This window comes from Pseudomonas sp. FBCC-B35, from assembly GCF_059133755.1.
The window spans coordinates 2,380,672-2,402,683 of record NZ_CP101439.1; the positions used below are offsets into that span (position 1 = coordinate 2,380,672).

Consider the following 22,012-nt stretch of genomic DNA (forward strand, 5'->3'; position numbering starts at 1 on the left):
TCAGGCGCCGATGGCCGCCAGCACACAATCGGCGATCTGCGCATCCTGGATGGCGACGCCGGTCAGGTCGGCCAACGTGATCTGGTCATCAGACTCCCGGCCATGGGCTCGGCTTGCCAGCAGCGTTCCAAGTTCGACCAGTTGGCTAGCTGTGATCAGGCCTTTTGCGATCGCATGGGACACTTCGCCGTACTGGGTGCACTGAGTGACGGAGTCGACGACCACGCGGTCGGCCCTGGCGACCAGCGCAGGGTCCAGCTCTTGCTTGCCAGGCCCGTCCGCACCCACAGCGGTAATGTGAGTGCCTGGTTGTATCCAGTGCGCCTGCAACAGCGGCTGGCGCGAAGGGGTGGTACAAACGATGAGATTGGCAAGGCCGGCCAGTTCTGCGGCATCCAGTGTACTGCGCACGGTAAAGCCAAGTCCTCGCGCCATCGCGATGTAAGCGCCTAGTGCCTCGGCGTGACGCCCCCAGACGATCACCTGGCGGCAGTCGGTGACGCTGCGCAACTGCGCCAATTGCATCCTGGCCTGCATGCCTGTGCCCAGTATGCCGATGGCCTTGACCTGAGACGGCGCGAGCAGCCGTGCCGCGATCCGCCCCGCCAGTGCTGTGCGCATCGCCGTGAGCCAGCCTTGGTCCTGGAGCAGGGCCAGCGGCTGGCCGGTGTGGGCCGAAAAGACCATCATCAGCCCGTCGTTGCTCGGCAAGCCGTTGGACGGGTTGTCGTAAAAGCCGGTGGACACTTTGACAGTGAACGTGGGGCTGCCGGCTTTGTAGGCTGACTTGATGCAGCAATCCCCGTTGGTTTCGGCGAAGGTGAATGCTTGCACGGGCGGTACCTGGACGTTGCCAGCGGAATAGGCGATAAAACCCTCTTCGATGGCCCTCAGTGCTCGCTCGGTGTCCAGGCTCGCCAGGATCTGGGGCTTGGCGATCAGCTTCATTTCACGGCCTCGAGGAAGGTATCCAAGGCGATGTTACGCCCACACAGCACCACGGCCACACGCTTGCCCTGGTATCGGTGCGCGCATTTTTTCATGGCGGCCACGGCGACAGCTGCCGCGCCTTCGATGATCCAGCGCTCGCTACTGGCGATGTCGCGCATGGCGGCGCGTATTTGCGCTTCGCTGACCAATACGGTGTCGGTGAGCAAGGCCTTGCACAGGGGCAGGGTGATGGCGCCGGGCTCGACACCGCCCGCCGTGCCGTCGGACAGCGTGGCGCTGGCAGGGACCTCGACGATCTTGCCGGCCTTGAGTGACTGCTCGAGGACAGGATCATTCTCGGGCCAGCAGCCGATGATATCGACACCCGGTGCCAGGGTACGCAGGGCAGCGCCGATGCCGGCGATCATGCCGCCACCCCCCACCGCGACGAACACGGCGTCCAGGTCCGGCGCCTGCTCGAACAGCTCCATACCGATGGTGCCCTGGCCGGCGATCACCTGCAGATCGTTATAGGGCGATACGAAAGGCACACCCTTGGCCTGGGCTTGCCTGGCCGCTTCCAGTTCCGCGCTCAAGGGGTCGGTCGGCAGGCAGATCACTTCAGCGCCGAGGTTGCGCATGGCTTCGACTTTATAGGTGGACGCCGTCGTGGTGGTGTAGAGGGTCACCGGAACCCCGGCGGTCTTGCCGGCCAGGGCCAGCGCCTGGCCGTGGTTGCCGGACGAGGCGGCGATGACGCCGTGTTCACGTGCACTTTCTGGCAAAAGCCTGACTTTATTGCTGGCCCCGCGAAACTTGAAGGAACCTGTGGGTTGCAGGTGTTCGCACTTGAGCCATACGTCCACGCCGGTCGTTGCCGATAGAGGCTGGCTGCGCGTCAGCGGGGTTGCGCTCACGGCTGGCCGCAATGCGGCATGAGCATGCTTGATTGCCTCGAACAGAGCATCGAGGTCAGTTTCGCAAACGGTTGGCGTTGCAGGGTTGGACATGAGTATCAGGCTCCGTATGGAATTTCCGTCTACGGTAGACCTGTTGTCTATAGTCTTGCAAACACTTCTTTTAGCGCGGAGCAGGCCTCGGCATCAAATTCGTCATGCCTTGAGCGCCTTCAGGTATTTGTAAACCGTCGCACGTCCCATGTTCAGCACATTGGCCACATAGTCCACGCCAGTTCGGCCTTCGAATGCGCCTTCGGCGTGCAAAGCCTGAACAAGACTGCGCTTGTCCTTCATCTGCAGTGTCTGCAGAGACAACGTGCGCGCCTTGAGCCAGGCATGCATGAAGGTATTGATGCGCTCCTGCCAGTCATCACGAAACAGCGCCTGGGGCTGCTCGACCAAGCGCCCCATCTGAAAGAACGCTTCCAACGCTTGGCGGGCGTTTTCAAGCACCGACAGGTTTAGGTTGATGCACAGCAAGTGCCGCGCGTCACCTTGCTCATCACGCAAGACCGTACTGATGGAGCGAACCTTCTGACCGTTCCAGTTCAACTTTTCATAAGGGCCCAGCTTGGCACCGCCGAGCAGGTCGCCCAGATCCTCGGCGATCGCCGAGTCATCACCCAAGCTTCGCTTGGAGATGTTGTTGGCGATATGCACCACCGTCTGGGTCTGCAGGTCATGGACGACGACTTCAGCGTGTGGATATAGCAGCAGGGCGATGCTTTCGGCGATGGCCTGGTAGTTCTCGAGCGACATGCGGGACCACTGTGCATTTTTAGGAAGCGCTTATGGTGGCCCTGGGAGCTTGCTTGCACAAGGCGCCGTATGGCACGCGAGCCCACGGTGTACGCCAACCTGCGCTGATTACGCTCAAGATGGGTTGAAAATCGGTATCACATTCGATAAGCCGTGATTATTCCCTGTTAGCTAGGTCTTGTGTTTGAGGCTAATAACTAACAAAATCAGTATGTAATTACATAGTACATACAACATTACAAAATCGTAGGAGCGCGCATGGCACGTGGCGGGATCAACAAGGTGGTTGTGCAACAGGCCAGGCAGGCACTGATCGCAAGGGGGGAGAACCCCAGTATCGATGCCATCCGCATCGAGCTAGGCAACACGGGCTCGAAAACCACCATTCACCGCTACCTCAAGGAGCTCAACGGTCAGCAACCAATGCCCTCCGAGGGCGGCGCGCCAATCAGCGAGGTGCTAAGCCGCCTGGTAGGGCAGTTGGCGACGCAGCTGCAAGATGAAGCGGACTTGGTGATCGAGCGCGCTGAAAGCGTGTTCACCGAGCAGCGTGAAGCGCTCGAAGTGGCCTTGGCGACAGCCCAGCAAGCGCTTGCAGCGGGGGAACAACAGCACGAAATCGATGCAGCCGCCTTGCGCGAGGAATCGGAGAAACTCAGCAGCACCCTCAGTACGTTGCAGGCTGAGCAGCTGCGCAGCGCCAGCCTCAACCAGTCCTTGGGGGAACTGCAGGTGCGCCTTGCAGATAAGGATGAGCAGGTCAAATCCCTGGAAGACAAGCACCGGCACGCCCGCGATGCGCTTGAGCACTACCGCACGGCAAGCCGCGAGCAGCGCGAGCACGAGCAGCGTCGTCACGAGGCTCAACTGCAGCAGATGCAGGTCGAGGTACGGCAGTTACAGCAGGCCATGATCGTCAAGCAAGACGAGCTCACTCGCTTGCACCGTGATAACGAGCGCCTGCTGGGCGAGAACCGCCAGGCGAGCAACGAACGGCGGGCTCAGGAGCAGCTGCTTGAGCAGCGCGACGCCCAGATCCAAGGCTTGCGCACGATGCTGGCGCAGGCCCAGGGGGGTAGCGACGAGCTGCGCCGCCAACTGGATGTGCAGGCCAGAGTGCTGGAGGACAGTAGGGCGTCGTGTCGGGACCAGGCGCTCAAGCTTGAAGCGCTGGAGCGGGCGTTGGCCGAGAACCAAGCGTCGCTGCGCCTGTGTCAAGACCAGCTACGGGATGGCGAAGATAAATAAAACTTTCTGGCGCACCGGCTTTCTTCCCTAGACAGCCATTTGGAGAAGACCGCATGAGCGAACAAGGCACAACCCACGGCACGCAGCACGGGCCTCACTCGACTGACGATGCCGATAAACCGGATGATCTTGGCTTTGACCCTGACTCTCCTGACCTCGATGATCCTCAGGTGGACCCGCAAGGCCCCGCTAAACCGCCACGGGATGTAGAGAAGAACACCTGAAAGACACGTACCAAACAAAAGGCCCTGGTCGCTAAGATCAGGGCCTTTTACATGATGCGTCCATATCAGGGCGGGCTTTGCCGGTGGTGACCAGTGAACGTCAGGCTTGCGCCTGTTTGTCCATTTCAGCCTGCTTGGCCGCCTCGACACCCTTGGCCGAGAGCTTGATCGGGTAGTTGAGCGTCACCTCATGATCAGCATCGACACTTACGCTACCATCGTGGATCAGGCCATCGTCCTGCAGCGATTTCAGCATGCCGGCCACGGCTTTTTCACCGCGGTAGTTGTCCAGCAGCTCCTTGCCCAGGCCATGAGGGTGAGCATGGTTGAGTCGAGTCAGAATTTCGCTTTTCAGTGCGTCGTTACTCATGCTTGCCTCACTTGCCGTGATGGGTTTGCAGTGCCTTGGCTTCTTCCAGGTGCTTTTCAAGGGTAGGCAAGGTCTTGGCAGCGAATGCCTTGAGCTCAGCCTTGTCCGAAGAAGCGGCTTCCTTCTTGAACAGTTCGACGGTTTTCTCGTGAGCATCGACTTGATTGTTCACGTAGGACTTGTCGAAGGACTCGTCACGCCATTCCAGAATCACTTTCTTCACTTTGTCGGTAATGGCCGCGTCATCGGGTACCGAGATGTCCAGCTTTTTCGCGATGTCTGCCAGCTCCTGGTTGGCCTGGGTATGGTCGGTCACCATATGCTGGGCAAAGGTCTTGATCTCAGTGTTCTGGCTCTTTTCCAGGGCAAGCTTACCGGTCACGATCTCTGCGATGCCGGCTTCGGTAGCCGCGTCTACGAAGTCGTCCGAGCTAGCAGCAAAGGCGTGAACCGAAGCCATGCCCAGCACCATGGAAAGGCCGACGCGCTTGATGAAGAGATTGCTCATGTTTCACTCCTTAAACGATGGCGCGACATCAGTGTCGCGTACTGTTGAGGGCGCGCGCAGGCCAAAGGTTTCATCTTTTTTGCATCATCAGGGTGTGGCAGTGGTCAACTGCGTTGACGAAGAACGTGCAGGGGATGTGCATGCGAAGCGCCAGGCAGACCGACGAAGAAACAGCCCTTGCGCTGGCGGGCCAGGGGCGAGCGGTGGCCCTGTTTCGCCTGGTGCTGGCGTTCATGTTGGTGGTCATGACGACGTTCGCAGCCGTAGAGGGCTGGCGAATCTGGCGTGATTACCGGGACGCGTTCCACAATGCCGCGAACATGGTGACCAATCTGGCCCAGGCCACCGCACAGCATGCCGAGGACGCCATTCGCCAGGTCGATTCAATCAGCGCGGCGCTGGTGGAGCGGGTGGAGGGCGATGGGTTCGAGCACTTGGATCGCAAGCGCCTGCATGGGCTGCTCAGCCAGCAAGTACGCATCATTCCGCAACTTCACGGCCTGTTCATCTACGACAGCCACGGTCGCTGGCTCGTCACGGACCGGTCGGCAATGCCACCAGCTGCTAACAATGGCGACCGTGATTACTTCATCTATCACCGCGACCATCCTGACAGCGCCATTCGTATCGGTGCAGTGGTGCGCAGCCGCTCGACGGGTGACCTGATCGTACCTATTTCAAGGCGTCTGAATTTTCCGGATGGACGTTTTGCGGGGGTACTGCTGGGCACCATCAAGGTCGACTGGTTCGTGCGTTACTACGGAGAATTCAAGATCGACGAGCGTGGTGCGCTGGTGTTGGCCAAGCGCGACGGTACGATTTTGGTGCGGCGTCCATTCGTCGAGCCGCTGCTTGAACGCAACCTGGCCAACAGCGACATTTTCAAACACCACCTGCCATACGCTCCCCAGGGATTGGTCGAAGCGGTAGCCGTTGTCGACGGCACGCCGCGCCTGTATGCCTACCGAGCCTTGGCCAGCTACCCACTGGTGGTCGAAGCAGGCCTTTCTCGCGAGTCGATCATCGCCCCCTGGCGCCAGGACGCGATCAAATCGCTGCTCGTGTTACTGGTGCTGGTCATGGTCCTTGCGTTGTTCGGTTGGGTGGTCCTTCGCCAAGTGCGCGAACGCATCGTGATCGAGCGCGCCCTGCACCAGGCACACCAGACGCTCAAGACCCTCGCCTTGACCGACAGCCTGACAGGGTTGGGCAATCGTCGCAGGTTGGACGCGGTGTTCGAGGCCGAGCTGCGCCGTGCCCGACGACAGGCGTACCCTGTGTGCGTGGTGATGCTCGACCTGGATCACTTCAAGGCCTACAACGACCGTTACGGACATGGGGCAGGCGATCAGTGCCTGCAGCGCGTTGGCGAACTGCTGCGCCAGGCTGCCCAGCGTCCGGCAGACCTGGCGGTACGCTACGGGGGCGAGGAATTTACCTTGCTGTTGCCCGACACGGATGTACGGGGAGCGAAGGTGTTTGTCGAGTCGCTGCAGCAAGCCCTGCGCAAGGAGATGATGGTGCATGCGGGCAGCCCACTTGGGATTGTTTCATTCAGTGCGGGTATTGCGGTGGCGGAACCCGCGCGCAGTGAACAGAGTGCGCAGCAGCTATTGGAAGCGGCAGATGCGGCCCTGTATGAAGCCAAGCGCCAGGGCCGGGACCGCTACGCGGTTGCTGATCCTGAAGTACGGCATGGGGATGCGGGCAGCCCGGCCTAGCCCCGGCAGGCACTGGCCTCACGCCTGAAGTTGCCAACGCACCGAACTGACGCCTTTCTCCAAGCTGACCCGGCTGACCAGCCGCTCCAACTGGGCTGGCGCCTGTGAGGTACCCAGTAGCTGGGCGCGCACCTCCAGCCGGGCCGGGTCTGCCAAGTCCTCGCTATGCAAGGACTGCAGGCGCAGTTGAGTCTCGCCGGAGCTGTGCAGCATCAAGCTGCGGACCTGAATTTCATCCTGGGCTCGACAGACGATACGCACCTCGAACTGCTGCTCCACCTCCGTGGCAGGCACCACCTCCTGGCGGTCGAGGCGCTGGGCAATATCGCGCAGCAAGATGTTGGCGCACAGCACGACCACTGCACCCAAGGTTGCTTCGAGTAGCAGCCCCAAGCTGCACAACACGCCAATGGCCGCGGTGCACCATAGCGTTGCGGCGGTGTTCAGCCCACGCACGTTGAAGCCGTCACGCATGATGACGCCGCCGCCCAGAAAACCGATGCCCGACACCACATAGGCCGCCACCCGGGAGGCATCGGTAGGTGCCATGCCCGGAACCGCCTGGGTCATCAGCACGAACAGGCAGGCACCCGTGCTGACCAGGCCATTGGTGCGCAGGCCAGTCAAGCGCTGACGCAGTTGACGCTCGGCGCCGATCAAGGCCCCTAGCAGCAGAGCGGTGCTGACACGCAGCAAGAATACGTTCCAATCCATAACAAACCTCTTCCGCGGGCACAGGCCCGCTTCAACGCCATCACTCAGGAGGGCGCGGTGGTAACAACCAGAGATGCGAAAGGACCACGGGAAAGGAGGGGGCGATGCTGTACATCGGCTACCTTGGCAACTCGGCCAGGCAGCATGGGAGACTGACTGGCTAGCGCGCTGCGTGGGCCTGTCGCAAGCGACTGGGGCTAGTGTCCAATGCAGGGCTCCTGTTGATGAATGCAAAAGTGCGGCGCGGACGATAAGCCCGACCCTTGATCAGGTCAAGGGTAAAAACATGACAATGGCTTCATCCGGAAAAGACTGACAAGCCGGCGGGTACGATGGAAAAATCCACGTTCAATGGTTAACCTTTTGCTTTTTACGGACCGTCACGGGCTGATTCATGCTGTTCAATATCCTCGTCCTGCTGGGCACACTGGTGGCCATGGAGGGTGTCGGCACCTTGGCGCACAAGTACATCATGCATGGCTGGGGCTGGTGGCTACATCGCTCGCACCACGAACCCCACCTGGGCGTGCTTGAAACCAACGACGTTTACCTGCTGGCACTGGCGGTCATTTCGCTGGCACTGGTGGCGGTTGGCAAGGCCGGGCACGCGCCATTGCAATGGGTCGGAGGCGGGGTGGCGGCTTACGGCGCGCTGTACGTGATTGCGCATGATGGCTTTTTTCACCGTCATTGGCCGCGCAAGATGCGCCCGGTGGGGCGCTACCTGACGCGCTTACACCGCGCCCATCGGTTGCACCATGCCGTCAAAGGGCGCGAGGGTGGTGTGTCGTTCGGTTTTTTCTACGCACCTCCGCTAAAGCGCCTGGTGCGCGAGCTGCGGCGCAACAGGGACGCCGGTCACTGAGATCTCACGCGCACAGGCGCTTTAGCTGAGCGAGTTCCCCCGCGATCCTACCGGTTCGGGCATACATTGCACTGTCTGGGTCTGCGCAGTAGCATGCGCGCTTTTCAGCCCAGGACTCGCTCTTCATGTCGTATCAGCAAGGTCTGCTTGCCACGCCCGTGCCGGTGCACGCGCGTCACCTGTTCTTTTCCATCGAGTCAACCGAGGCCGTGCCTGCGGCGTTAGACGCCTTGCTGGGCCATGTCGACGGCCTGCGCGTGACACTGGGTGTGGGCGCGCCGTTGGCAAAAGCGCTGAACGCTCACGTCGAAGGCCTGACCCCGTTCCCGCTGCTGGACGCCGCGGTCGAGAACCCCAGTACCCAGCACGCGCTGTGGCTATGGTTGCGGGGTGACGAACGCGGGGACCTGTATCTGCAGGCCCAGGCGCTGGAGCGCCTTCTAAGCCCGGCGTTCGCGCTGGTTGATCACGTTGATGGTTTCCTTCACCAAGGCGGCCGGGATCTGACCGGCTACGAAGACGGCACGGAAAACCCCAGTGGCGATGACGCCATCGAGGCCGCCATCCTGGGTGAAGGTGCGCCAGGGTTGCAGGGGTCGAGCTTCGCCGCATTTCAGCTGTGGAAGCACGACATGCAGTATTTCAAATCGCTGCCTCAGCAGGTGCAGGACAACATCATCGGCCGTCGCCTGAGCGACAACGAAGAGCTGGATGATGCGCCCGAGTCAGCGCATGTGAAGCGTACTGCCCAGGAAAGCTACGCGCCCGAAGCTTTCATGGTGCGTCGCTCGGTTTCCTGGGCTGACACCCGCGGTGCGGGACTGGCATTTGTGGCCTTGGGTACGTCTTTCACCTCGTTCGAGGTCCAGTTGCGCCGCATGAGTGGGATGGAAGACGGTGTGATCGATGCTCTGTATCAGTTCACCCGCCCGCTAACCGGAGGCTATTACTGGTGCCCGCCGATGACGCACGATGTTGTGGATCTGCGCCTGCTGTTGCAGGCTGAGCGTTAAACATCCAGATACACAAGATGATCGCAAGGCGTCTATGAAGAACTAGCATTGGATATTTCCGCTGTGTTACCGGAGAGTTCCTATGTATGGACGTCGGGAAGTCCTACGTGCAGGCGCTGCGATCGGTCTGCTGGCCGCCAGTCCCTGGCTGAGCGCAGCTGCACCGGCGAGCATGCTGTCGCGCCCCATCCCGTCAACGGATGAGCGACTGCCGGTGATCGGCGCTGGCACGTCAGGCAGCTTCGAAGTCGCGGCAGGCTCAGCGGACTATCGGCAGCTGTATCAAGTGCTTGAAGCCTTCTTCGCAGGTGGCGGGCGGGTCATCGACACCTCTCCCAATTATGGCGGAGCAGACAGTATCCTGGGGCAGTTGCTCGACGAAGGCGGATGGCACCGCCAGTGCTTCATTGCCACCAAGATCGCCGCCAACAGCCGCGCAGATGCCCAGGCCCAATGGGCCGGCACGCTGCGCAGCCTGCGCACGGACAGCGTGGACCTGCTACAGGTGCACAACTTGCGTGACTGGCAGCAGCAGTTACCTTATGCACGTGAACTCAAGCAACAGGGCAAGACGCGGTATGTGGGCATTACCCACTATCTGAACGCTGGGCACGATGAAGTGGCCGCAATCGTGCGCAGCCAGGCCCTGGACTTCATCCAGATCAACTACGCGGTCAATGCCCCCGGCGCTGCGCGTGAGCTTCTTCCCCTGTGCCGTGACAAGGGTGTGGCGGTGCTGATCAACCGCGCCTTCGATGACGGTCGTCTGTTCGCCACGGTCAAGGACCGCGCGCTTCCAGAATGGGCACAGGAGCAGGGCATCGGTAGCTGGGCACAGCTGTTCCTGAAGTTCGCCCTCAGCCACCCGGCGGTCACCGCCGTCATACCGGCTACTGGCCGACTGGACCGTCAACTGGACCAGCTCAAAGCAGGGCAGGGCCCGTTGCTGACCCAAGCGCAGCAGCAAGCGCTCATCGAGCAGTTCTCCTGACATCATGGTGACGTGGCGGCAGCGCCTGCAGCGGATGCTGGACATGCGGCCCGGGGAGGCGCCAGCCGTTCTGGCAGGCAGCCTGCTGTTCTTCATGCTGTTCACGGGTTATTTCATGCTGCGGCCCGTACGTGAAACCATGGGCGTTGCCGGTGGTGTCGAAAACCTGCAATGGCTGTTCACCGGTACCTTCATCGCCACTGTGGTATGCCTGCCTGTGTTTGGCTGGCTGGCCTCCCGTGTACGACGCCGGTACATACTGCCTTGGACCTATGGCTTCTTCATCTGCAACTTGCTCGCCTTTGCCGCGTTGCTGGCACGCCACCCCGACGGGCCTTGGGTGGCACGAGCGTTTTATATCTGGTTGTCGGTATTCAATCTACTGAGTATCTCACTGGCCTGGAGTGTGCTTGCCGACTTGTTCAGCACCGAGCAAGGCAAGCGCCTGTTCGGTGTAATGGCAGCAGGAGCAAGCCTGGGCGGGCTGAGCGGGCCGCTGCTCGGCACACTGCTGGTGGCGCCTCTTGGACACTCCGGTTTGTTGACGCTCGCGGCGATACTGCTGCTGGGCAGCGTACTGGCCGCCTGGGTGTTGCAGCATTGGCGTACGACTAACCCTCTACCGACCCGCGAAGCCCCCCATGAAGGCCGCGCGCTGGGTGGCAATCCGTTTTCAGGCGCAGCGGCGGTGATGCGTACGCCGTATTTGCTCGGGATCGCCGTGTTCGTCGTGCTGCTGGCCAGTGTCAGTACATTCCTCTATTTCGAACAGGCCCGCATCGTCAGTGAAACCTTTACCGACCGCACTCGCCAGACGCAGGTGTTCGGCGCCATAGATGCAATCGTTCAGGCACTGGCTATTCTGACGCAGCTGTTTCTCACCGGTCGACTCGCCCGACGCCTGGGTGTGAGGGTATTGCTGGTGGCAGTGCCCCTGGCCATGGCCGCTGGGTTCGTATGTTTGGCCTTGTCACCTGTCTTCGTTTTGTTCGTCATCGTGATGGTCGTACGGCGTGCCGGCGAGTACGCCCTGGTACGGCCAGGACGCGAGATGCTGTTCACGGTGGTCAGCGCCGAAGACAAATACAAGGCCAAGAACTTCATCGACACCGTGGTGTATCGAGGCGGTGACGCGGTCAGCGGTTGGATAAAGCGGGGCCTGGACCTTATCGGGGACCATCCACAAGTGGCCATGTTGATCGGGGCGACACTCGCCGTTAGCTGGGCCGCAACCGGTCATTGGCTAGGTGGCCAGCAGGGCCGACGGGACAAAACGCCAGGCCGGTGACGGGGACGCGAACTATTGGGCATACCCTTGTTTAACGCCGTTTGTCCGAAGCCTTCTCGATAATGCGAATCCTGGCGGACGTCCGGACTCCCAATTCATGTACGGCATTGGCGCCGTGCATTCCGAAGTCATAAGAGGTTTCAGATCATGGCCACTAAAGACAATAGCCGTAGCGGTAACCAGCAGGGCAGCCAAGGCGGTAGCAAAAATTCGGGCAACTTCGCCAATGACCGCGAGAAGGCTTCCGAAGCCGGCAAGAAGGGGGGCCAAGCAAACGCTGGCCACTCCAGCGAGTCGGGCCGCAGAGGCGGCAAGTCATAAGTGAAGCCTTGCAGTGCCAGGCCCGCCTGGCACTGCGTTTACTCGAGCAAGGAGCCGGCCATGCGCACATTCCCACTGATCACACTTATGGGCGCCTTGACCATCGTCGGCGGTTGTTTTGACCGCGACAATAATCACCCCGGCAAGGATTCCGATGCCAGCAAGCCGTCCTTGCAGATGCAAAAACCCGATGAAAACGCTGCACCCCGTTCTGCGCCAGCCCCTGAGCCGATGACAGGGCAGAAAGCCAATCAATAATACGCGCACGAGGAATATGCCATGACGGTCATGACCCGCCAGACCGCCGCGATGGTCCAAGCCCCATCTGTCGCCCCCAGCCTGAAGGACCGTTACCACGCCTTGCTCGAGGGCCATGACACCAGCAGCCGGGCCTGGCTTGATGCCCAATTGGAGCAAGCTCAGGACATGCCTGACGACTTGCCAGATGATCCGGCGCAACTCGACGCCTGGAGTTTGCAACACGCTGCCGGTGTGGCCGAGGGCTACAAAGCCTATCTGGATCAGCGCAAGCAGGGCGGCCCGCGGCGTTTTTTTGCTAACCGGGCCCAGGCCTTGTGGTTCCTGCAACAAGTTGAGCCCACTAAGGTTGTAGACGGTGCCTGGCTGTTCAGTGCTTTGCGGGAATGGCAAGATCCACGCTATCACGGTCTTATCCGTACGTACCTCGAAGAACTGGGCAGCGGTGATCCTCGCTGCAACCATGTATTAATCTACCAGCGCCTGATGAGCCGGCTCGGCTGCCTGGAGCGTCCGGACCTGGAGGATGGTCGCTACTTGCAGGCATCCTTGCAATTGGCGCTCGGCGAGTATGGCCAGGACTATCTACCCGAAGTGATTGGCTACAACCTTGGCTATGAACAGCCGCCTTTGCATCTGCTGATTACAACGTACGAATTGGCAGAGCTGGGTATCGACGGATTTTACTTCCAGCTGCATGTCACCATCGACAATGCCGCCAGCGGGCATGCCCATCTGTCGCTCCAGGCGCTGCGCCAATTGTGCCCGGCCGATGACGTGGCGGGTTTTTATGAGCGCGTCCGTCGGGGCTACCGGCTCAATGATCTGGGGATCAGCACCCCTGCGCTCATCGCACGTTTCGACTTGGAAGCAGAGCTGCTCCAGGCCCTGGAACACAAGCGCAATTTCGGTCAGTTCATGCATTCGGACCACTGCCGTCTGCAAAAGCGCACCATTAATCAGTGGCTGGCCGAGCCGGGCGCCATGCCGGCCTTTCTTGAAGCCATGCAGGCCCAAGGCTGGATTCGCCGAGGCGAGGCTCCCGAGCAAAGCCGCTGGTGGAAACTGATCGAGGGGCCGACCGCGCCCATGTATGGTGTATTTACCGCCTACGAGAAGCAGTTGTGGCACGACTGGATCGCCGCAGGGTCGCAATCGCGCATTCGCCGGGTGCTACCGGGTACCTGGGAGGCATCCCTGCAATTGCAGGACCAGACGTCGAGTAATCGACGGCCGTGCACTGCGGACTACGACATGGATACGCTGATCGGTGCCATGTCCGGCAACAAACATGCGACGCCCGAAGGATTGGTCGCGACCCGGGCTTACATACAGGCCACTGGCCTGCTCCAGGAAGGATCTCACTGATGCCCCTCGATTCATCTCAGACAGCCGCAGACCAGGCCTTACTCCAGTTGGGTAAACGCCTTCGCGCCGATGGTTATCATTTTACCTGCGTGACACCCGCAACCCATGCTTTGGTCAACGCCCGGCCAGGCGCCGAGAAGGCCTGCACCGTCCGCGATGTGTTTGGTTGGAGTCGGCCGTTTGCCGCCTCGATGCTGTCGGACGATGAGCTCGACCTGATGAAAACCGCCGGCGTAGTGAACACTCATCGAGACCTGCTGGCCAGCACCGTCCGTTGGTCGACCCTGGACGGGGTGATGCTGGTGCACTCGGCTTACCCTACGCAGGCCAGCGATGCGGTGTTCTTTGGCCCTGACAGCTATCGTTTCGCCCATGTGATCCAGGATCACCTGCAATCGACCCTCAAGCGCATTGAGCGTGCGGTGGACATCGGCTGTGGCACAGGGGTGGGCGCATTGGTGATCGCCCGGGCTGCGCAGCATGCACAGGTAACCGCTGTGGACATCAATCCCAATGCATTGCGTTTTACTGCGGTCAATACAGCCCTCGCCGACGTCAGTAATGTCTCTGTTCAACACAGCAATATTCTCCAGGACGTGACGGGTCAGTTCGACCTGATCGTGGCCAATCCTCCCTACATGCTTGATGACGGGGAACGCACGTATCGTCATGGCGGAGGATCGCTTGGGGCTGACTTGTCGCGTCGCATCATCGAGCAGAGCCTTGCGCGACTGACCGTGGGGGGATCACTGTTGCTCTATACCGGCGTTGCCATCGTTGAGGGGCAGGACGCTTTGCTCGAAGGCGTTCGCGAGCAACTGGCCGGCCCTGAATTTTCCTGGGTCTATCGAGAGATCGACCCTGACGTGTTCGGCGAGCAATTATTGGAGCCAGGCTATGAGCGAGTCGAACGTATTGCGGCTGTGGCACTGACGGTTACGCGCAATCGGTGATGGTACAGGATTGAGCGATATCCAGATGTGCCCCATGGGGCGCACAGCGGTCTCCGGGGTTCGGTATCACATCACACATTTCATATTTACCGCTGCTTGCAAGGGCGCTCTGGCCGGGTGCCTCTTTGGCAGTCCGGCCTTCGTACGTAGGTGTTTGATTTCACCACCGGTTCAATGAGAATAGCGGGATCCATCACCGTTGTGCCAAGGACCGTAACCATGATGCTGACCCCGCTGTTCCCACGTGTAGCCCTTGAAGACACGCTGTTCGTCTTCGCCTTGGAGGCAGAGGCGGGTGGTTTGTTCGGGCATATGAATACGGTCTTCACCGGCATTGGCAAGGTCAACGCGGCGATTGCACTCACCCGCGCCGTTACCACGCGCAGGCCCAGGCTCATCGTCAATCTCGGTTCGGCAGGCAGTCGGCTGCATGGTAAGGGCAGCCTGGTGTGCTGCACACGGTTCGTCCAGCGTGACATGGACGTCACGCCCCTCGGGTTTGCGCGCTACGAAACACCGCTGTCCGACATCCCTGTCGTGCTCGAGCATGGGCTGGCCATTTCAGGTTTACCCGTAGAAACCTGTGGCACCGGGGACAACTTCGAGATCAGCCACGGTGATGCACCTTATGACGTGGTCGACATGGAGGCCTACGCGCTGGCGCTCATCGCACGCTCCGAGAACATCCCGTTCGTGTGTCTGAAATACATCTCGGACGATGCCGGGAGTGATGCGGCCAGCGACTGGTCCGTGCAGGTGCACTTGGCGGCCGAAGCCTTCAAGCGGGTGCTCTTCAATCCTGGCTGAGTTTCTGTCCAATGGCTGTGTTAGCCACCCAGCGCTGCGGTTAAACCTTTGCCCAAGTAGCGCAGTCACTTGAGGTATCAGCAGATCACTCAGGGAGCATGTCAATGGCCAGGGCAATCTGGAAAGGCGCCATCAGTTTCGGTTTGGTACACATACCCGTGGCGCTCAATTCCGCCGTCAGCAGTGAACGCGTTGATTTCGACTGGCTGGACAAGCGCAGCATGGACCCGGTGGGCTACAAGCGCATCAACAAGGTCACTGGGAAGGACATTGACAAGGAAAACATCGTCAAGGGCGTGGAGTACGAGAAGGGCCGCTATGTGGTGATCAGTGAACAGGAGATCCGCAAGGCGCGCCCGGAAGCCACCCAGACGATCGACATCTTTTCGTTCGTGGATGCGGGGGACATTCCCCTTCAGCACTTCGATACCCCTTACTATCTGAGCCCTGACCGGCGTGGGGGCAAGGTCTACGCGCTCTTGCGCGAAACGCTGGCTACCACCGGCAAAGTGGCCTTGGCGACAGTCGTACTCCACACCCGCCAGCACCTTGCACTCATCCGGCCCCTGGACGAGGCCCTGGTGATGATCACGTTGCGCTGGCCAGATGAGGTGCGTGGGCTCGACACGCTCGAACTGGACACTACAGTGACCAAGGCCAAAGTGGACAAACGAGAGCTGGATATGGCCAAACGTCTGGTTGAAGACATGGCCGGCACCTGGTCACCGGACGAGTATCATGACGCGTTTCGAGACACGATCATGGAACTGGTTGCCGAAAAGGCCAGCAAGGGCAAGATCGAGACGGTGGAAAAAGGCGAGGACACCAGCGGCGAGAAGGGCGCAGATATCATCGACCTCACCGAGCTGCTCAAGCGCAGCCTCGGCGGCAAAGGCCCTGCGCCTTCCAAAAAGAAACCTGCTGCCGCGAAGAAGCCCGCCAAACGCACGCGCAAGGCTTCCTGACGGCAGTCACAAGTGCTTGGCCTGCAGCTGCTCCTGCAGGCCGGCCAGGTAATCGCCAAACCCTTCGCGTGCGCGACACTCGCGTCGGCTGCTGGTAGCCACACTGTGCCCGGCTGACCAACTGATCGGTACCCCCAGCGCTTCCAGGTCCCGGACCAGACGCACATCCTCGTGGGCCGCCAGAGGCTGGAACCCGTCGACGCTCTGATAGGCCTGTGCGCTCACGCCGAGATTGGCACCATGGATATGACGATGACCATCACGTGCCTCGTAGCGGCTCAGATAGAGTTTGCGCAACGCAGCGGTTTGCCAAGGCTGCCAGTGGCTCACATGGACCGTACCGCACACGACTTCAGCGCCGCATTCGAGCTGTGCCGTCAGCCAGTGGGCAGGGACCTGGCTGTCTGCGTCTGTGCAGGCGAGCCAGGTCGCACCGCGCGCGAGCATCCATTCGGCACCCGCGCGCCGGGCCATACCGACGTTGCCAGCTTCAATCGCGAAGGTGTGTGCTCCGTGGCGCTGTGCGACGGCGGCGGTGCCGTCGGTACAGCGATCCAGAACCACCAGAATGGCGACGTGATGACCTGCCGCCGCAGCGTATTGGGCAGCAGTCGAGGCGGCCTTCAGGCATCGTCCCAGACGCCGGGCCTCGTTGTGGGCCGGAATGACGACGCCGATCATACGCACGTCTCGTCAAGGTCTACCACGCTGGGTTGGTTGGACCAGTAGGCCATGATGAAGTCGGCCTCGTCGTGGCAGAACACCGGGTATAGCGGCAGGTGTTTGGACAGCATCCGATGCACCTCGCGCCCGTCCTGCGGACACCCGGCGATGGGATGCTTCCAGTGGCACGCCAACAGGCCCCCATCATAGGACAGGCTGGCAACAGACTGCTCGATCACCTGCAACCAGTCGGTGGGATCAAGGTAATACCCCACTTCGCTGAGCACGATCAGATCGAAACGCCCGCCCGGCCAGTCGGCAGGCAGGCGAGCGCGTTCTACCCGTGCGTGGCGGATATCGGCCAGGCGATCGGTGGCCAGGCCCACGGCTTTCGGGTCGAGGTCCTGGCACACCAGCTCGGCACAGCGCTCGGCGAGCAGCACACTGAGTTCGCCATTGGCGCAGGCCGGCTCGAACACACGCTCGTAGCACTGCCGGGGGAGGCTGGCCATGACCAGGTCGCGCTTGCGTTTTTCATACCAGCGGGTACGAAAAGCCCAAGGGTCTTCATTGGCGGCATACAGGTCGGCAAAATATTGGGCATCGATACTCATGGCAGATCCTTTTACAAGAAGACCAGTTCGAAGGGCTGTAGCACGCAGTCCAGCAAGTTGGGGCGTAGCACCGGCGGTGTACAACCGTCAGGTTCGAACTGGCTGACGTGTGCAGCGATGGCTTTGCGCTTGCGCCCCACCTGATCCTCATTGAGTTGCAAGCGGTGCGCACGTTCCCAGGGCAGACGTGGATCCTCGGGTTGGCCCCAGTGCCATGCCCATACGGGGACTTCCACCAACTGGGCCTTACGCGCCAACGCTGCCTGCGCGCCGGCCCGGCCTACCGCCTCGTGATCGCAGTGGCCGTCACCGCGCCAGGTTGTCATCAGCACATCTTCCGGGCGCAGCAGCTGAGTCAGGTGGCTAACCAGAAAGGCTTCCTCCCTGGCCAGTTGACTGTCCTTCAGGTGCAGGCGGCGCCAATCGATGCGCTTGGGGTCCAGCCCGAGCTGCTCGATGGCCTTGCGGCTTTCTTGCGGCCGGTCGCGACGCAGGCGATGCTCTGTCCAGCGAGTCGAGCCAGGATGGCTGCCTTCGCCGTCGGTCGCCGAGATCAGCACCAGGTCCTCTTCGCGCCCTGCAAAATCGGCCAGCAGACCACCGGCCATGAGAATCTCGTCATCTGGATGTGGGGCGATCAGTACCAGGCGTCGACCCGGTGGGCAGAGCTGCTGGGCAGAGACCCAGGTGGCCCGGGCCAGGTGGGCCGAGTGCTGCCACGCTGACCAGGGCGTGCCGTCATTGGACTGGATCAGGTCTTCACTCATAGCTGCCATGCTCCGGAAGAAAGCTGTGCGATCTGCGCGCCGAGTGCTGCAAGGTCTCGTTCGGCGTGACTCTGACGAATGAACACTGGCAGGTCAGCGCTCAACCGCGCAAAGTGTGCATTACGGCAAAACGGTGTTGCGCCCAACGCCCGGCCTACATGTCGCATGACGTGCTCCACGGCGTGTTCGACGTGGGCGCGCACGCGCTGCACGATGAGACTGGCATCGGCGCGTGGATTGCGATCGATCCAGGCGGCACATTCACGTAATGCCGCCCGAGCGCCGCACAGGGCGGCATCCACGGCGCCCAGGTGCGCATCGGCGTGGGGGTCCGGTTTGGGCTTGCGGCAATGCTCGCGCAGGTAGTCGGCCAGCGCTTCGGCCGCCCCATACCAACAGGCGGCGATGCCCGCGCCGCCGTGCCAGAAGCCAGGCCTTGATAAATACTCGCCCGCCGTACCGACCACCATACCCGGCGTGTCGTTGAATTCGACCTCGACGCTGGCGGTGCTTGCCATGCCTACGGCCTGCCAGTGCTCGATATTCAGACCCAGGGTTGGGTCGGCCAAGCGGATGGCAACCAGCTGCGGTTGACCCGACTCGTCCCAGGCGGTGATCAAGGCCTGGTCGATTTGCAAGGCGCCCGAACACCACGCCTTCTTCCCGGCAAGGCGAACGCAATCTCCGTCTCTGGATGCAACGACGGCGCGAGCATCCGGCGGCTCTGCGGCCCACACACCCCAGATCCCATCGCCTACAAGATGGCCAGCGCCACATTCGGCCAGAATCGCCAAAGCGTCAGTGTGGCCCTCATAGAGCTTGGCCAAAGCCAGGTCACAGCCGGCCAAGCGCGACAACGTCTGCCAGCGCTCCAGCGTCCTGCCGTGACCCGGGCGCGGTAGGACGTCCAAGCACTGGGACCGCAAGGTTTTCATCAACTCGAGTGACTGGGTATCGACATTGAGGGGCTGCAGCCGCTCCTCGTACGTGCGCAACAAGCGGTCCAACGGGGTGAGGTCGTGGTCCTGAGGCATGCTCATGCGCGAAACTCCCTGTAGCGGTAGACGTCGGCCATCACGTGAGGCCAAGTTGTTTGCGCATCCGCGCCGTGATGGATTGACGGGTCTTGCTCATGTCGGCCCAAGGGTCCTGGGCATCGGCCAGTCGCTCGCCAACGGTGGCGATGGTCCACTGGTTGGCCCCCTTGAGCTGCGCCAGCTCTTCACGCCAGACGGGGACTGAAACCGGCAAGCCCTCGCGAGCACGCAGCGAATAGGCACACACCGTGGTGGCGCCTTTGCCATTGCGCAGGTAGTCGATGAAGATACGGCCCACACGGTTCTTGGGGCCGGACACCGCGGTGAGCCGATCAGGGAACAGTTTTGCCAGGTAGGTGACGATGGCGTGACTGAAATCCTTGACGTCGTCCCAGCTCGCTTTTCTCGTCAGCGGGACAACAAGGTGGATACCTTTGCCCCCGCTGGTCTTGATGAACACCTTCAGACCCAGTTCGTCCAGCAGGGTCAAGGTCAGCTGCGTGGCCTCCAGCATCGCTTTCCAGGGCAGGGCCGGGTCTGGATCCAGGTCGAGCACGAAACGATCTGGCCGGTCGAAGTGTGTGTCCGTGGCGTTCCAGGTGTGCAGTTCGAGCATGTTCATCTGCACAGCGCCCAGCAAGGTGTCGGGGCGGTTGATCACCATGGCGGCTTGGCCGGCCTGCTCTTTGTCGTATGTACGCACGTTTGGAATGTGCAGCTGACCAGCGTTCTTCTGGAAAAACAGTTCCCCGGCGAGGCCGTCTGGCGCGCGTACGAGCGCAACCGGCCGGTGCTTGAGGTGCGGCAAGATCCATTGGCTGACCTGGGCGTAGTATTCGACGACGTCGCGCTTGGTCATGCCTGAGGTGGGATCGATCACGCGATCAGGGTGGGTCAGGCGCAGGTCGCCCAGCGTCTCGGCGTCCTTGGCCGCCTTGCGCTTATGGACGGTCTTGCTCGGCATCGCGCGCTCCAGGTCGATAGCAGTGGCCGGCTTGTCGTCGCGCAAGCCGTGAAATACCGCGTGGCGTACTACACCGTCACGCGTCATCTGGGCAAAAGCGATCTCGGCCAGCAAGGTGGGCTTGAGCCAATGTACACCGCGGGCCTCGGCTCCAGTGGGAGGGTTGGCCACAGGGGGGCTGGCGGTCTGCAGGGGTTCGAGTCGTGCGTGCAGCGTATCCAGCGTGGTGGTACTGAAGCCGGTGCCGACCTTGCCGGCGTAACGCAGCGTGCCCCCGTCGCCCTCGTGCAGAGCCAACAGCAAGGCGCCAAACCCATTGCGGCTCCCCTTGGGGTCGGTATAGCCCACTACCACGAACTCTTGCCGCCGCTTGCACTTGAGTTTGATCCAGTCGGCGCTGCGCTTGCCTGTGTAGCTGCTGTCGGCGCGCTTACCTATCAGGCCTTCAAGGCCCAGCGTACAGGCGCTTTCAAGCAACGCTTCGACCGGCTCGTCGAAGTCTGCGGAGTAGTTGAGGTTGTCCGCAGTGTTGTGCTCGAGCAAACGCTTCAACGCGTCGCGTCGCTGCTGCAAGGGAAGGGCGCGTAGATCCTGGCCGCCCAGGAACAGCAGGTCGAAGACGTAATAGGTTATTTGTTCATCATGAGCGGTATCGAATGCATTCTGCAGGGCCTGAAAATCTGCAACCCCTTGATCGTCATTGACGACCATCTCGCCATCGAGCCACGCAGAGTCCACACCTAATGCGCGTAGCGCAGCGACCTGGCCGGGCATTTTGGCGCTCCAGTCATGACCATTGCGGGTGTAGAGCCGTACATCATCGTCCTCAATGCGCGCAAGGATGCGATATCCGTCGTACTTCACCTCATACCGCCACTCCCCGGAAGGCGGTGAATCGACCAACGTGGCTAACTGCGGCTGTAGGTGGTCTGGTAGTTTACCGGACTTGGACTTGGACTTGGACTTGGCGGCCTGCTTGGCCGGGGCAGGCTTACTTTTAGCCTGTTTGGCCGTCTTCGCAGAAGGCTTGGGGGTCAATGTCCGGTCGCTCAGCACGCTGTCGGGCTGTTCCTCGACGATACTGTACTGCGCCTCACTGCGGGCCTGGCTGTCGTTTGACTTGACCAGCATCCACTGCTCTTTCTTGCCTGCCAGCCGTGTTCGGAACAGGTTCCACATGCCAGCGAGCTTCTCGCCTTGCAGACGAAAGCGTAGCTTTCCTTTCTCGTACCCCTCACGCGGATCACCGTCCGGCTCCCAGACGCCACGGTCCCAGACGATGACATCGCCGCCACCGTAGTGACCTTCCGGAATATGGCCTTCGAACGTGGCGTAATCGAGCGGATGGTCTTCGACATGCACGGCCAGGCGTTTGACTTTCGGATCCAAGGAAGGGCCTTTTGGAATCGCCCAACTTTTAAGCGTGCCGTCGAGTTCCAGCCGGAAATCATAGTGAAGATGGCTGGCGTCATGCTTCTGAATGCAGAACTGTAATGCGTGGGCCGCTTTGGTGCGGCCGGATTTGCCGCTCGGCTCAGGCGTGGCGTTGAAATCGCGCTTGCGCGCGTATTCCTCGAGGGGCTTGGCCATGGGAACTCCGGAACCTGCGCTGTCTTGATCTTGGGAGGTGGCGAACAGCGCTGGAGTTCAAAAAACCGCCGGTAGCCGCGTAAAACTCTGAATCTTCCTGGGTGCAGAGCAGTCG

At 61.1% G+C, this 22,012-nt stretch carries 24 protein-coding genes; 13 read left to right on the forward strand and 11 right to left on the reverse strand.

Annotated elements, in window-relative coordinates; genetic code table 11:
• From NMB38_RS10945 to NMB38_RS10955, 3 genes are all read right to left on the reverse strand, one after another.
• Positions 1–948 (reverse strand): ornithine cyclodeaminase family protein, encoded by a 948-nt coding sequence (locus NMB38_RS10945; protein ID WP_125922216.1) that lies wholly within the window; start codon positions 946–948, stop codon positions 1–3.
• Positions 945–1,940: a threonine/serine dehydratase gene (locus NMB38_RS10950; protein ID WP_490806103.1), complete on the reverse strand. Its 996-nt coding sequence runs from the start codon at positions 1,938–1,940 to the stop codon at positions 945–947. The genes NMB38_RS10945 and NMB38_RS10950 overlap by 4 nt, the downstream gene beginning before the upstream one ends.
• Before the next feature lie 102 nt (positions 1,941–2,042).
• Positions 2,043–2,648, reverse strand: a complete 606-nt coding sequence (locus NMB38_RS10955; RefSeq protein ID WP_254286799.1) for a helix-turn-helix transcriptional regulator — start codon at positions 2,646–2,648, stop codon at positions 2,043–2,045.
• A gap of 258 nt (positions 2,649–2,906) precedes the next feature.
• On the opposite strand from NMB38_RS10955, the gene NMB38_RS10960 reads away from it, so the two are divergent.
• Both NMB38_RS10960 and NMB38_RS10965 read left to right on the forward strand, forming a co-directional pair.
• Positions 2,907–3,896 carry a DNA-binding protein gene (locus tag NMB38_RS10960; protein ID WP_028687517.1) on the forward strand — a complete coding sequence of 330 codons (990 nt, stop codon included), beginning with the start codon at positions 2,907–2,909 and terminating at the stop codon, positions 3,894–3,896.
• Between the two features lie 53 nt (positions 3,897–3,949).
• On the forward strand, positions 3,950–4,120 hold the full coding sequence (locus NMB38_RS10965; RefSeq protein ID WP_169738687.1) for a DUF6021 family protein: 171 nt from the start codon (positions 3,950–3,952) through the stop codon (positions 4,118–4,120).
• A 100-nt stretch (positions 4,121–4,220) separates the two neighbouring features.
• On the opposite strand, the gene NMB38_RS10970 is transcribed toward NMB38_RS10965, so the two are convergent.
• Together NMB38_RS10970 and NMB38_RS10975 are read right to left on the reverse strand one after the other, a co-directional pair.
• On the reverse strand, positions 4,221–4,490 hold the full coding sequence (locus NMB38_RS10970; protein WP_028687518.1) for a hypothetical protein: 270 nt from the start codon (positions 4,488–4,490) through the stop codon (positions 4,221–4,223).
• Positions 4,491–4,497: 7 nt separating this feature from the next.
• Entirely contained in the window at positions 4,498–4,998 is a 501-nt protein-coding gene (locus NMB38_RS10975; protein WP_028687519.1) for a DUF4142 domain-containing protein, read from the reverse strand.
• 140 nt (positions 4,999–5,138) lie between these two features.
• On the opposite strand from NMB38_RS10975, the gene NMB38_RS10980 reads away from it, so the two are divergent.
• Positions 5,139–6,719, forward strand: a complete 1,581-nt coding sequence (locus NMB38_RS10980) for a sensor domain-containing diguanylate cyclase (RefSeq protein ID WP_490806104.1) — start codon at positions 5,139–5,141, stop codon at positions 6,717–6,719.
• A gap of 18 nt (positions 6,720–6,737) precedes the next feature.
• Here the strand turns inward: NMB38_RS10980 and NMB38_RS10985 are convergent, their stop codons facing one another.
• On the reverse strand, positions 6,738–7,433 hold the full coding sequence (locus tag NMB38_RS10985) for an MgtC/SapB family protein (RefSeq protein ID WP_494355076.1): 696 nt from the start codon (positions 7,431–7,433) through the stop codon (positions 6,738–6,740).
• Positions 7,434–7,827: 394 nt separating this feature from the next.
• Here NMB38_RS10985 and NMB38_RS10990 point away from each other — a divergent pair, with 394 nt between their 5' ends.
• The 10 genes from NMB38_RS10990 to ku all read left to right on the forward strand — a co-directional run bounded on the left by NMB38_RS10990 (position 7,828) and on the right by ku (position 16,262).
• Positions 7,828–8,298, forward strand: coding sequence for a sterol desaturase family protein (locus NMB38_RS10990; protein ID WP_027915609.1), 471 nt, complete (start codon positions 7,828–7,830; stop codon positions 8,296–8,298).
• A 125-nt stretch (positions 8,299–8,423) separates the two neighbouring features.
• Positions 8,424–9,311, forward strand: coding sequence for a Dyp-type peroxidase (locus NMB38_RS10995; protein ID WP_027915608.1), 888 nt, complete (start codon positions 8,424–8,426; stop codon positions 9,309–9,311).
• Between the two features lie 82 nt (positions 9,312–9,393).
• Positions 9,394–10,302, forward strand: a complete 909-nt coding sequence (locus NMB38_RS11000; RefSeq protein ID WP_028687521.1) for an aldo/keto reductase — start codon at positions 9,394–9,396, stop codon at positions 10,300–10,302.
• A 4-nt stretch (positions 10,303–10,306) separates the two neighbouring features.
• Positions 10,307–11,590 (forward strand): NTP/NDP exchange transporter, encoded by a 1,284-nt coding sequence (locus NMB38_RS11005; protein ID WP_028687522.1) that lies wholly within the window; start codon positions 10,307–10,309, stop codon positions 11,588–11,590.
• Positions 11,591–11,737: 147 nt separating this feature from the next.
• Positions 11,738–11,911, forward strand: a complete 174-nt coding sequence (locus NMB38_RS11010; protein ID WP_028687523.1) for a con-10 family general stress protein — start codon at positions 11,738–11,740, stop codon at positions 11,909–11,911.
• A gap of 60 nt (positions 11,912–11,971) precedes the next feature.
• Positions 11,972–12,169, forward strand: a complete 198-nt coding sequence (locus tag NMB38_RS11015; RefSeq protein ID WP_028687524.1) for a hypothetical protein — start codon at positions 11,972–11,974, stop codon at positions 12,167–12,169.
• Positions 12,170–12,190: 21 nt separating this feature from the next.
• The gene (locus NMB38_RS11020) at positions 12,191–13,537 is read left to right on the forward strand and encodes an iron-containing redox enzyme family protein (RefSeq protein ID WP_028687525.1); all 1,347 of its coding nucleotides are present in this window, start codon (positions 12,191–12,193) and stop codon (positions 13,535–13,537) included.
• Entirely contained in the window at positions 13,537–14,490 is a 954-nt protein-coding gene (locus tag NMB38_RS11025) for a methyltransferase (protein ID WP_028687526.1), read from the forward strand. The genes NMB38_RS11020 and NMB38_RS11025 overlap by 1 nt, the downstream gene beginning before the upstream one ends.
• A 219-nt stretch (positions 14,491–14,709) precedes the next feature.
• Positions 14,710–15,297 carry a 5'-methylthioadenosine/S-adenosylhomocysteine nucleosidase family protein gene (locus tag NMB38_RS11030; protein ID WP_027915601.1) on the forward strand — a complete coding sequence of 196 codons (588 nt, stop codon included), beginning with the start codon at positions 14,710–14,712 and terminating at the stop codon, positions 15,295–15,297.
• 104 nt (positions 15,298–15,401) lie between these two features.
• Positions 15,402–16,262, forward strand: a complete 861-nt coding sequence (gene ku, locus NMB38_RS11035; RefSeq protein WP_028687527.1) for a non-homologous end joining protein Ku — start codon at positions 15,402–15,404, stop codon at positions 16,260–16,262.
• A gap of 6 nt (positions 16,263–16,268) precedes the next feature.
• Here ku and NMB38_RS11040 read toward each other — a convergent pair whose 3' ends face one another.
• From NMB38_RS11040 to ligD, 5 genes are read right to left on the reverse strand one after another with little or no spacing between them, the layout of a single operon-like run.
• On the reverse strand, positions 16,269–16,943 hold the full coding sequence (locus NMB38_RS11040) for a glycosyltransferase family 2 protein (RefSeq protein WP_028687528.1): 675 nt from the start codon (positions 16,941–16,943) through the stop codon (positions 16,269–16,271).
• On the reverse strand, positions 16,940–17,539 hold the full coding sequence (locus NMB38_RS11045; protein WP_027915598.1) for a class I SAM-dependent methyltransferase: 600 nt from the start codon (positions 17,537–17,539) through the stop codon (positions 16,940–16,942). Before NMB38_RS11045 ends, NMB38_RS11040 begins: the two co-directional genes overlap by 4 nt.
• A gap of 11 nt (positions 17,540–17,550) precedes the next feature.
• Complete coding sequence (locus NMB38_RS11050; RefSeq protein WP_027915597.1) at positions 17,551–18,306, reverse strand: PIG-L deacetylase family protein; 756 nt, start codon at positions 18,304–18,306, stop codon at positions 17,551–17,553.
• Positions 18,303–19,346, reverse strand: a complete 1,044-nt coding sequence (locus tag NMB38_RS11055; protein ID WP_028687529.1) for an acyl-CoA dehydrogenase family protein — start codon at positions 19,344–19,346, stop codon at positions 18,303–18,305. Before NMB38_RS11055 ends, NMB38_RS11050 begins: the two co-directional genes overlap by 4 nt.
• A gap of 34 nt (positions 19,347–19,380) precedes the next feature.
• On the reverse strand, positions 19,381–21,897 hold the full coding sequence (gene ligD, locus NMB38_RS11060; RefSeq protein WP_427662478.1) for a DNA ligase D: 2,517 nt from the start codon (positions 21,895–21,897) through the stop codon (positions 19,381–19,383).
• Between the last annotated feature and the right edge of the window lie 115 nt (positions 21,898–22,012).

Bases quoted from the DNA above. Each gene is read 5' to 3' on its own strand.
- NMB38_RS10950 (WP_490806103.1), bottom strand. From the start codon at position 1,940: ATGTCCAACCCTGCAACGCCAACCGTTTGCGAAACTGACCTCGATGCT.
- NMB38_RS10990 (WP_027915609.1), top strand. From the start codon at position 7,828: ATGCTGTTCAATATCCTCGTCCTGCTGGGCACACTGGTGGCCATGGAG.
- NMB38_RS10985 (WP_494355076.1), bottom strand. From the start codon at position 7,433: ATGGATTGGAACGTATTCTTGCTGCGTGTCAGCACCGCTCTGCTGCTA.
- ku (WP_028687527.1), top strand. From the start codon at position 15,402: ATGGCCAGGGCAATCTGGAAAGGCGCCATCAGTTTCGGTTTGGTACAC.
- NMB38_RS11025 (WP_028687526.1), top strand. From the start codon at position 13,537: ATGCCCCTCGATTCATCTCAGACAGCCGCAGACCAGGCCTTACTCCAG.
- NMB38_RS11005 (WP_028687522.1), top strand. From the start codon at position 10,307: ATGGTGACGTGGCGGCAGCGCCTGCAGCGGATGCTGGACATGCGGCCC.
- NMB38_RS10955 (WP_254286799.1), bottom strand. From the start codon at position 2,648: ATGTCGCTCGAGAACTACCAGGCCATCGCCGAAAGCATCGCCCTGCTG.
- NMB38_RS11055 (WP_028687529.1), bottom strand. From the start codon at position 19,346: ATGAGCATGCCTCAGGACCACGACCTCACCCCGTTGGACCGCTTGTTG.
- NMB38_RS10960 (WP_028687517.1), top strand. From the start codon at position 2,907: ATGGCACGTGGCGGGATCAACAAGGTGGTTGTGCAACAGGCCAGGCAG.
- NMB38_RS11015 (WP_028687524.1), top strand. From the start codon at position 11,972: ATGCGCACATTCCCACTGATCACACTTATGGGCGCCTTGACCATCGTC.
- NMB38_RS11020 (WP_028687525.1), top strand. From the start codon at position 12,191: ATGACGGTCATGACCCGCCAGACCGCCGCGATGGTCCAAGCCCCATCT.
- NMB38_RS10965 (WP_169738687.1), top strand. From the start codon at position 3,950: ATGAGCGAACAAGGCACAACCCACGGCACGCAGCACGGGCCTCACTCG.
- NMB38_RS11050 (WP_027915597.1), bottom strand. From the start codon at position 18,306: ATGAGTGAAGACCTGATCCAGTCCAATGACGGCACGCCCTGGTCAGCG.
- NMB38_RS10975 (WP_028687519.1), bottom strand. From the start codon at position 4,998: ATGAGCAATCTCTTCATCAAGCGCGTCGGCCTTTCCATGGTGCTGGGC.
- NMB38_RS11040 (WP_028687528.1), bottom strand. From the start codon at position 16,943: ATGATCGGCGTCGTCATTCCGGCCCACAACGAGGCCCGGCGTCTGGGA.
- NMB38_RS10995 (WP_027915608.1), top strand. From the start codon at position 8,424: ATGTCGTATCAGCAAGGTCTGCTTGCCACGCCCGTGCCGGTGCACGCG.
- NMB38_RS11030 (WP_027915601.1), top strand. From the start codon at position 14,710: ATGATGCTGACCCCGCTGTTCCCACGTGTAGCCCTTGAAGACACGCTG.
- NMB38_RS10945 (WP_125922216.1), bottom strand. From the start codon at position 948: ATGAAGCTGATCGCCAAGCCCCAGATCCTGGCGAGCCTGGACACCGAG.
- ligD (WP_427662478.1), bottom strand. From the start codon at position 21,897: ATGGCCAAGCCCCTCGAGGAATACGCGCGCAAGCGCGATTTCAACGCC.
- NMB38_RS11000 (WP_028687521.1), top strand. From the start codon at position 9,394: ATGTATGGACGTCGGGAAGTCCTACGTGCAGGCGCTGCGATCGGTCTG.
- NMB38_RS10980 (WP_490806104.1), top strand. From the start codon at position 5,139: ATGCGAAGCGCCAGGCAGACCGACGAAGAAACAGCCCTTGCGCTGGCG.
- NMB38_RS10970 (WP_028687518.1), bottom strand. From the start codon at position 4,490: ATGAGTAACGACGCACTGAAAAGCGAAATTCTGACTCGACTCAACCAT.
- NMB38_RS11045 (WP_027915598.1), bottom strand. From the start codon at position 17,539: ATGAGTATCGATGCCCAATATTTTGCCGACCTGTATGCCGCCAATGAA.
- NMB38_RS11010 (WP_028687523.1), top strand. From the start codon at position 11,738: ATGGCCACTAAAGACAATAGCCGTAGCGGTAACCAGCAGGGCAGCCAA.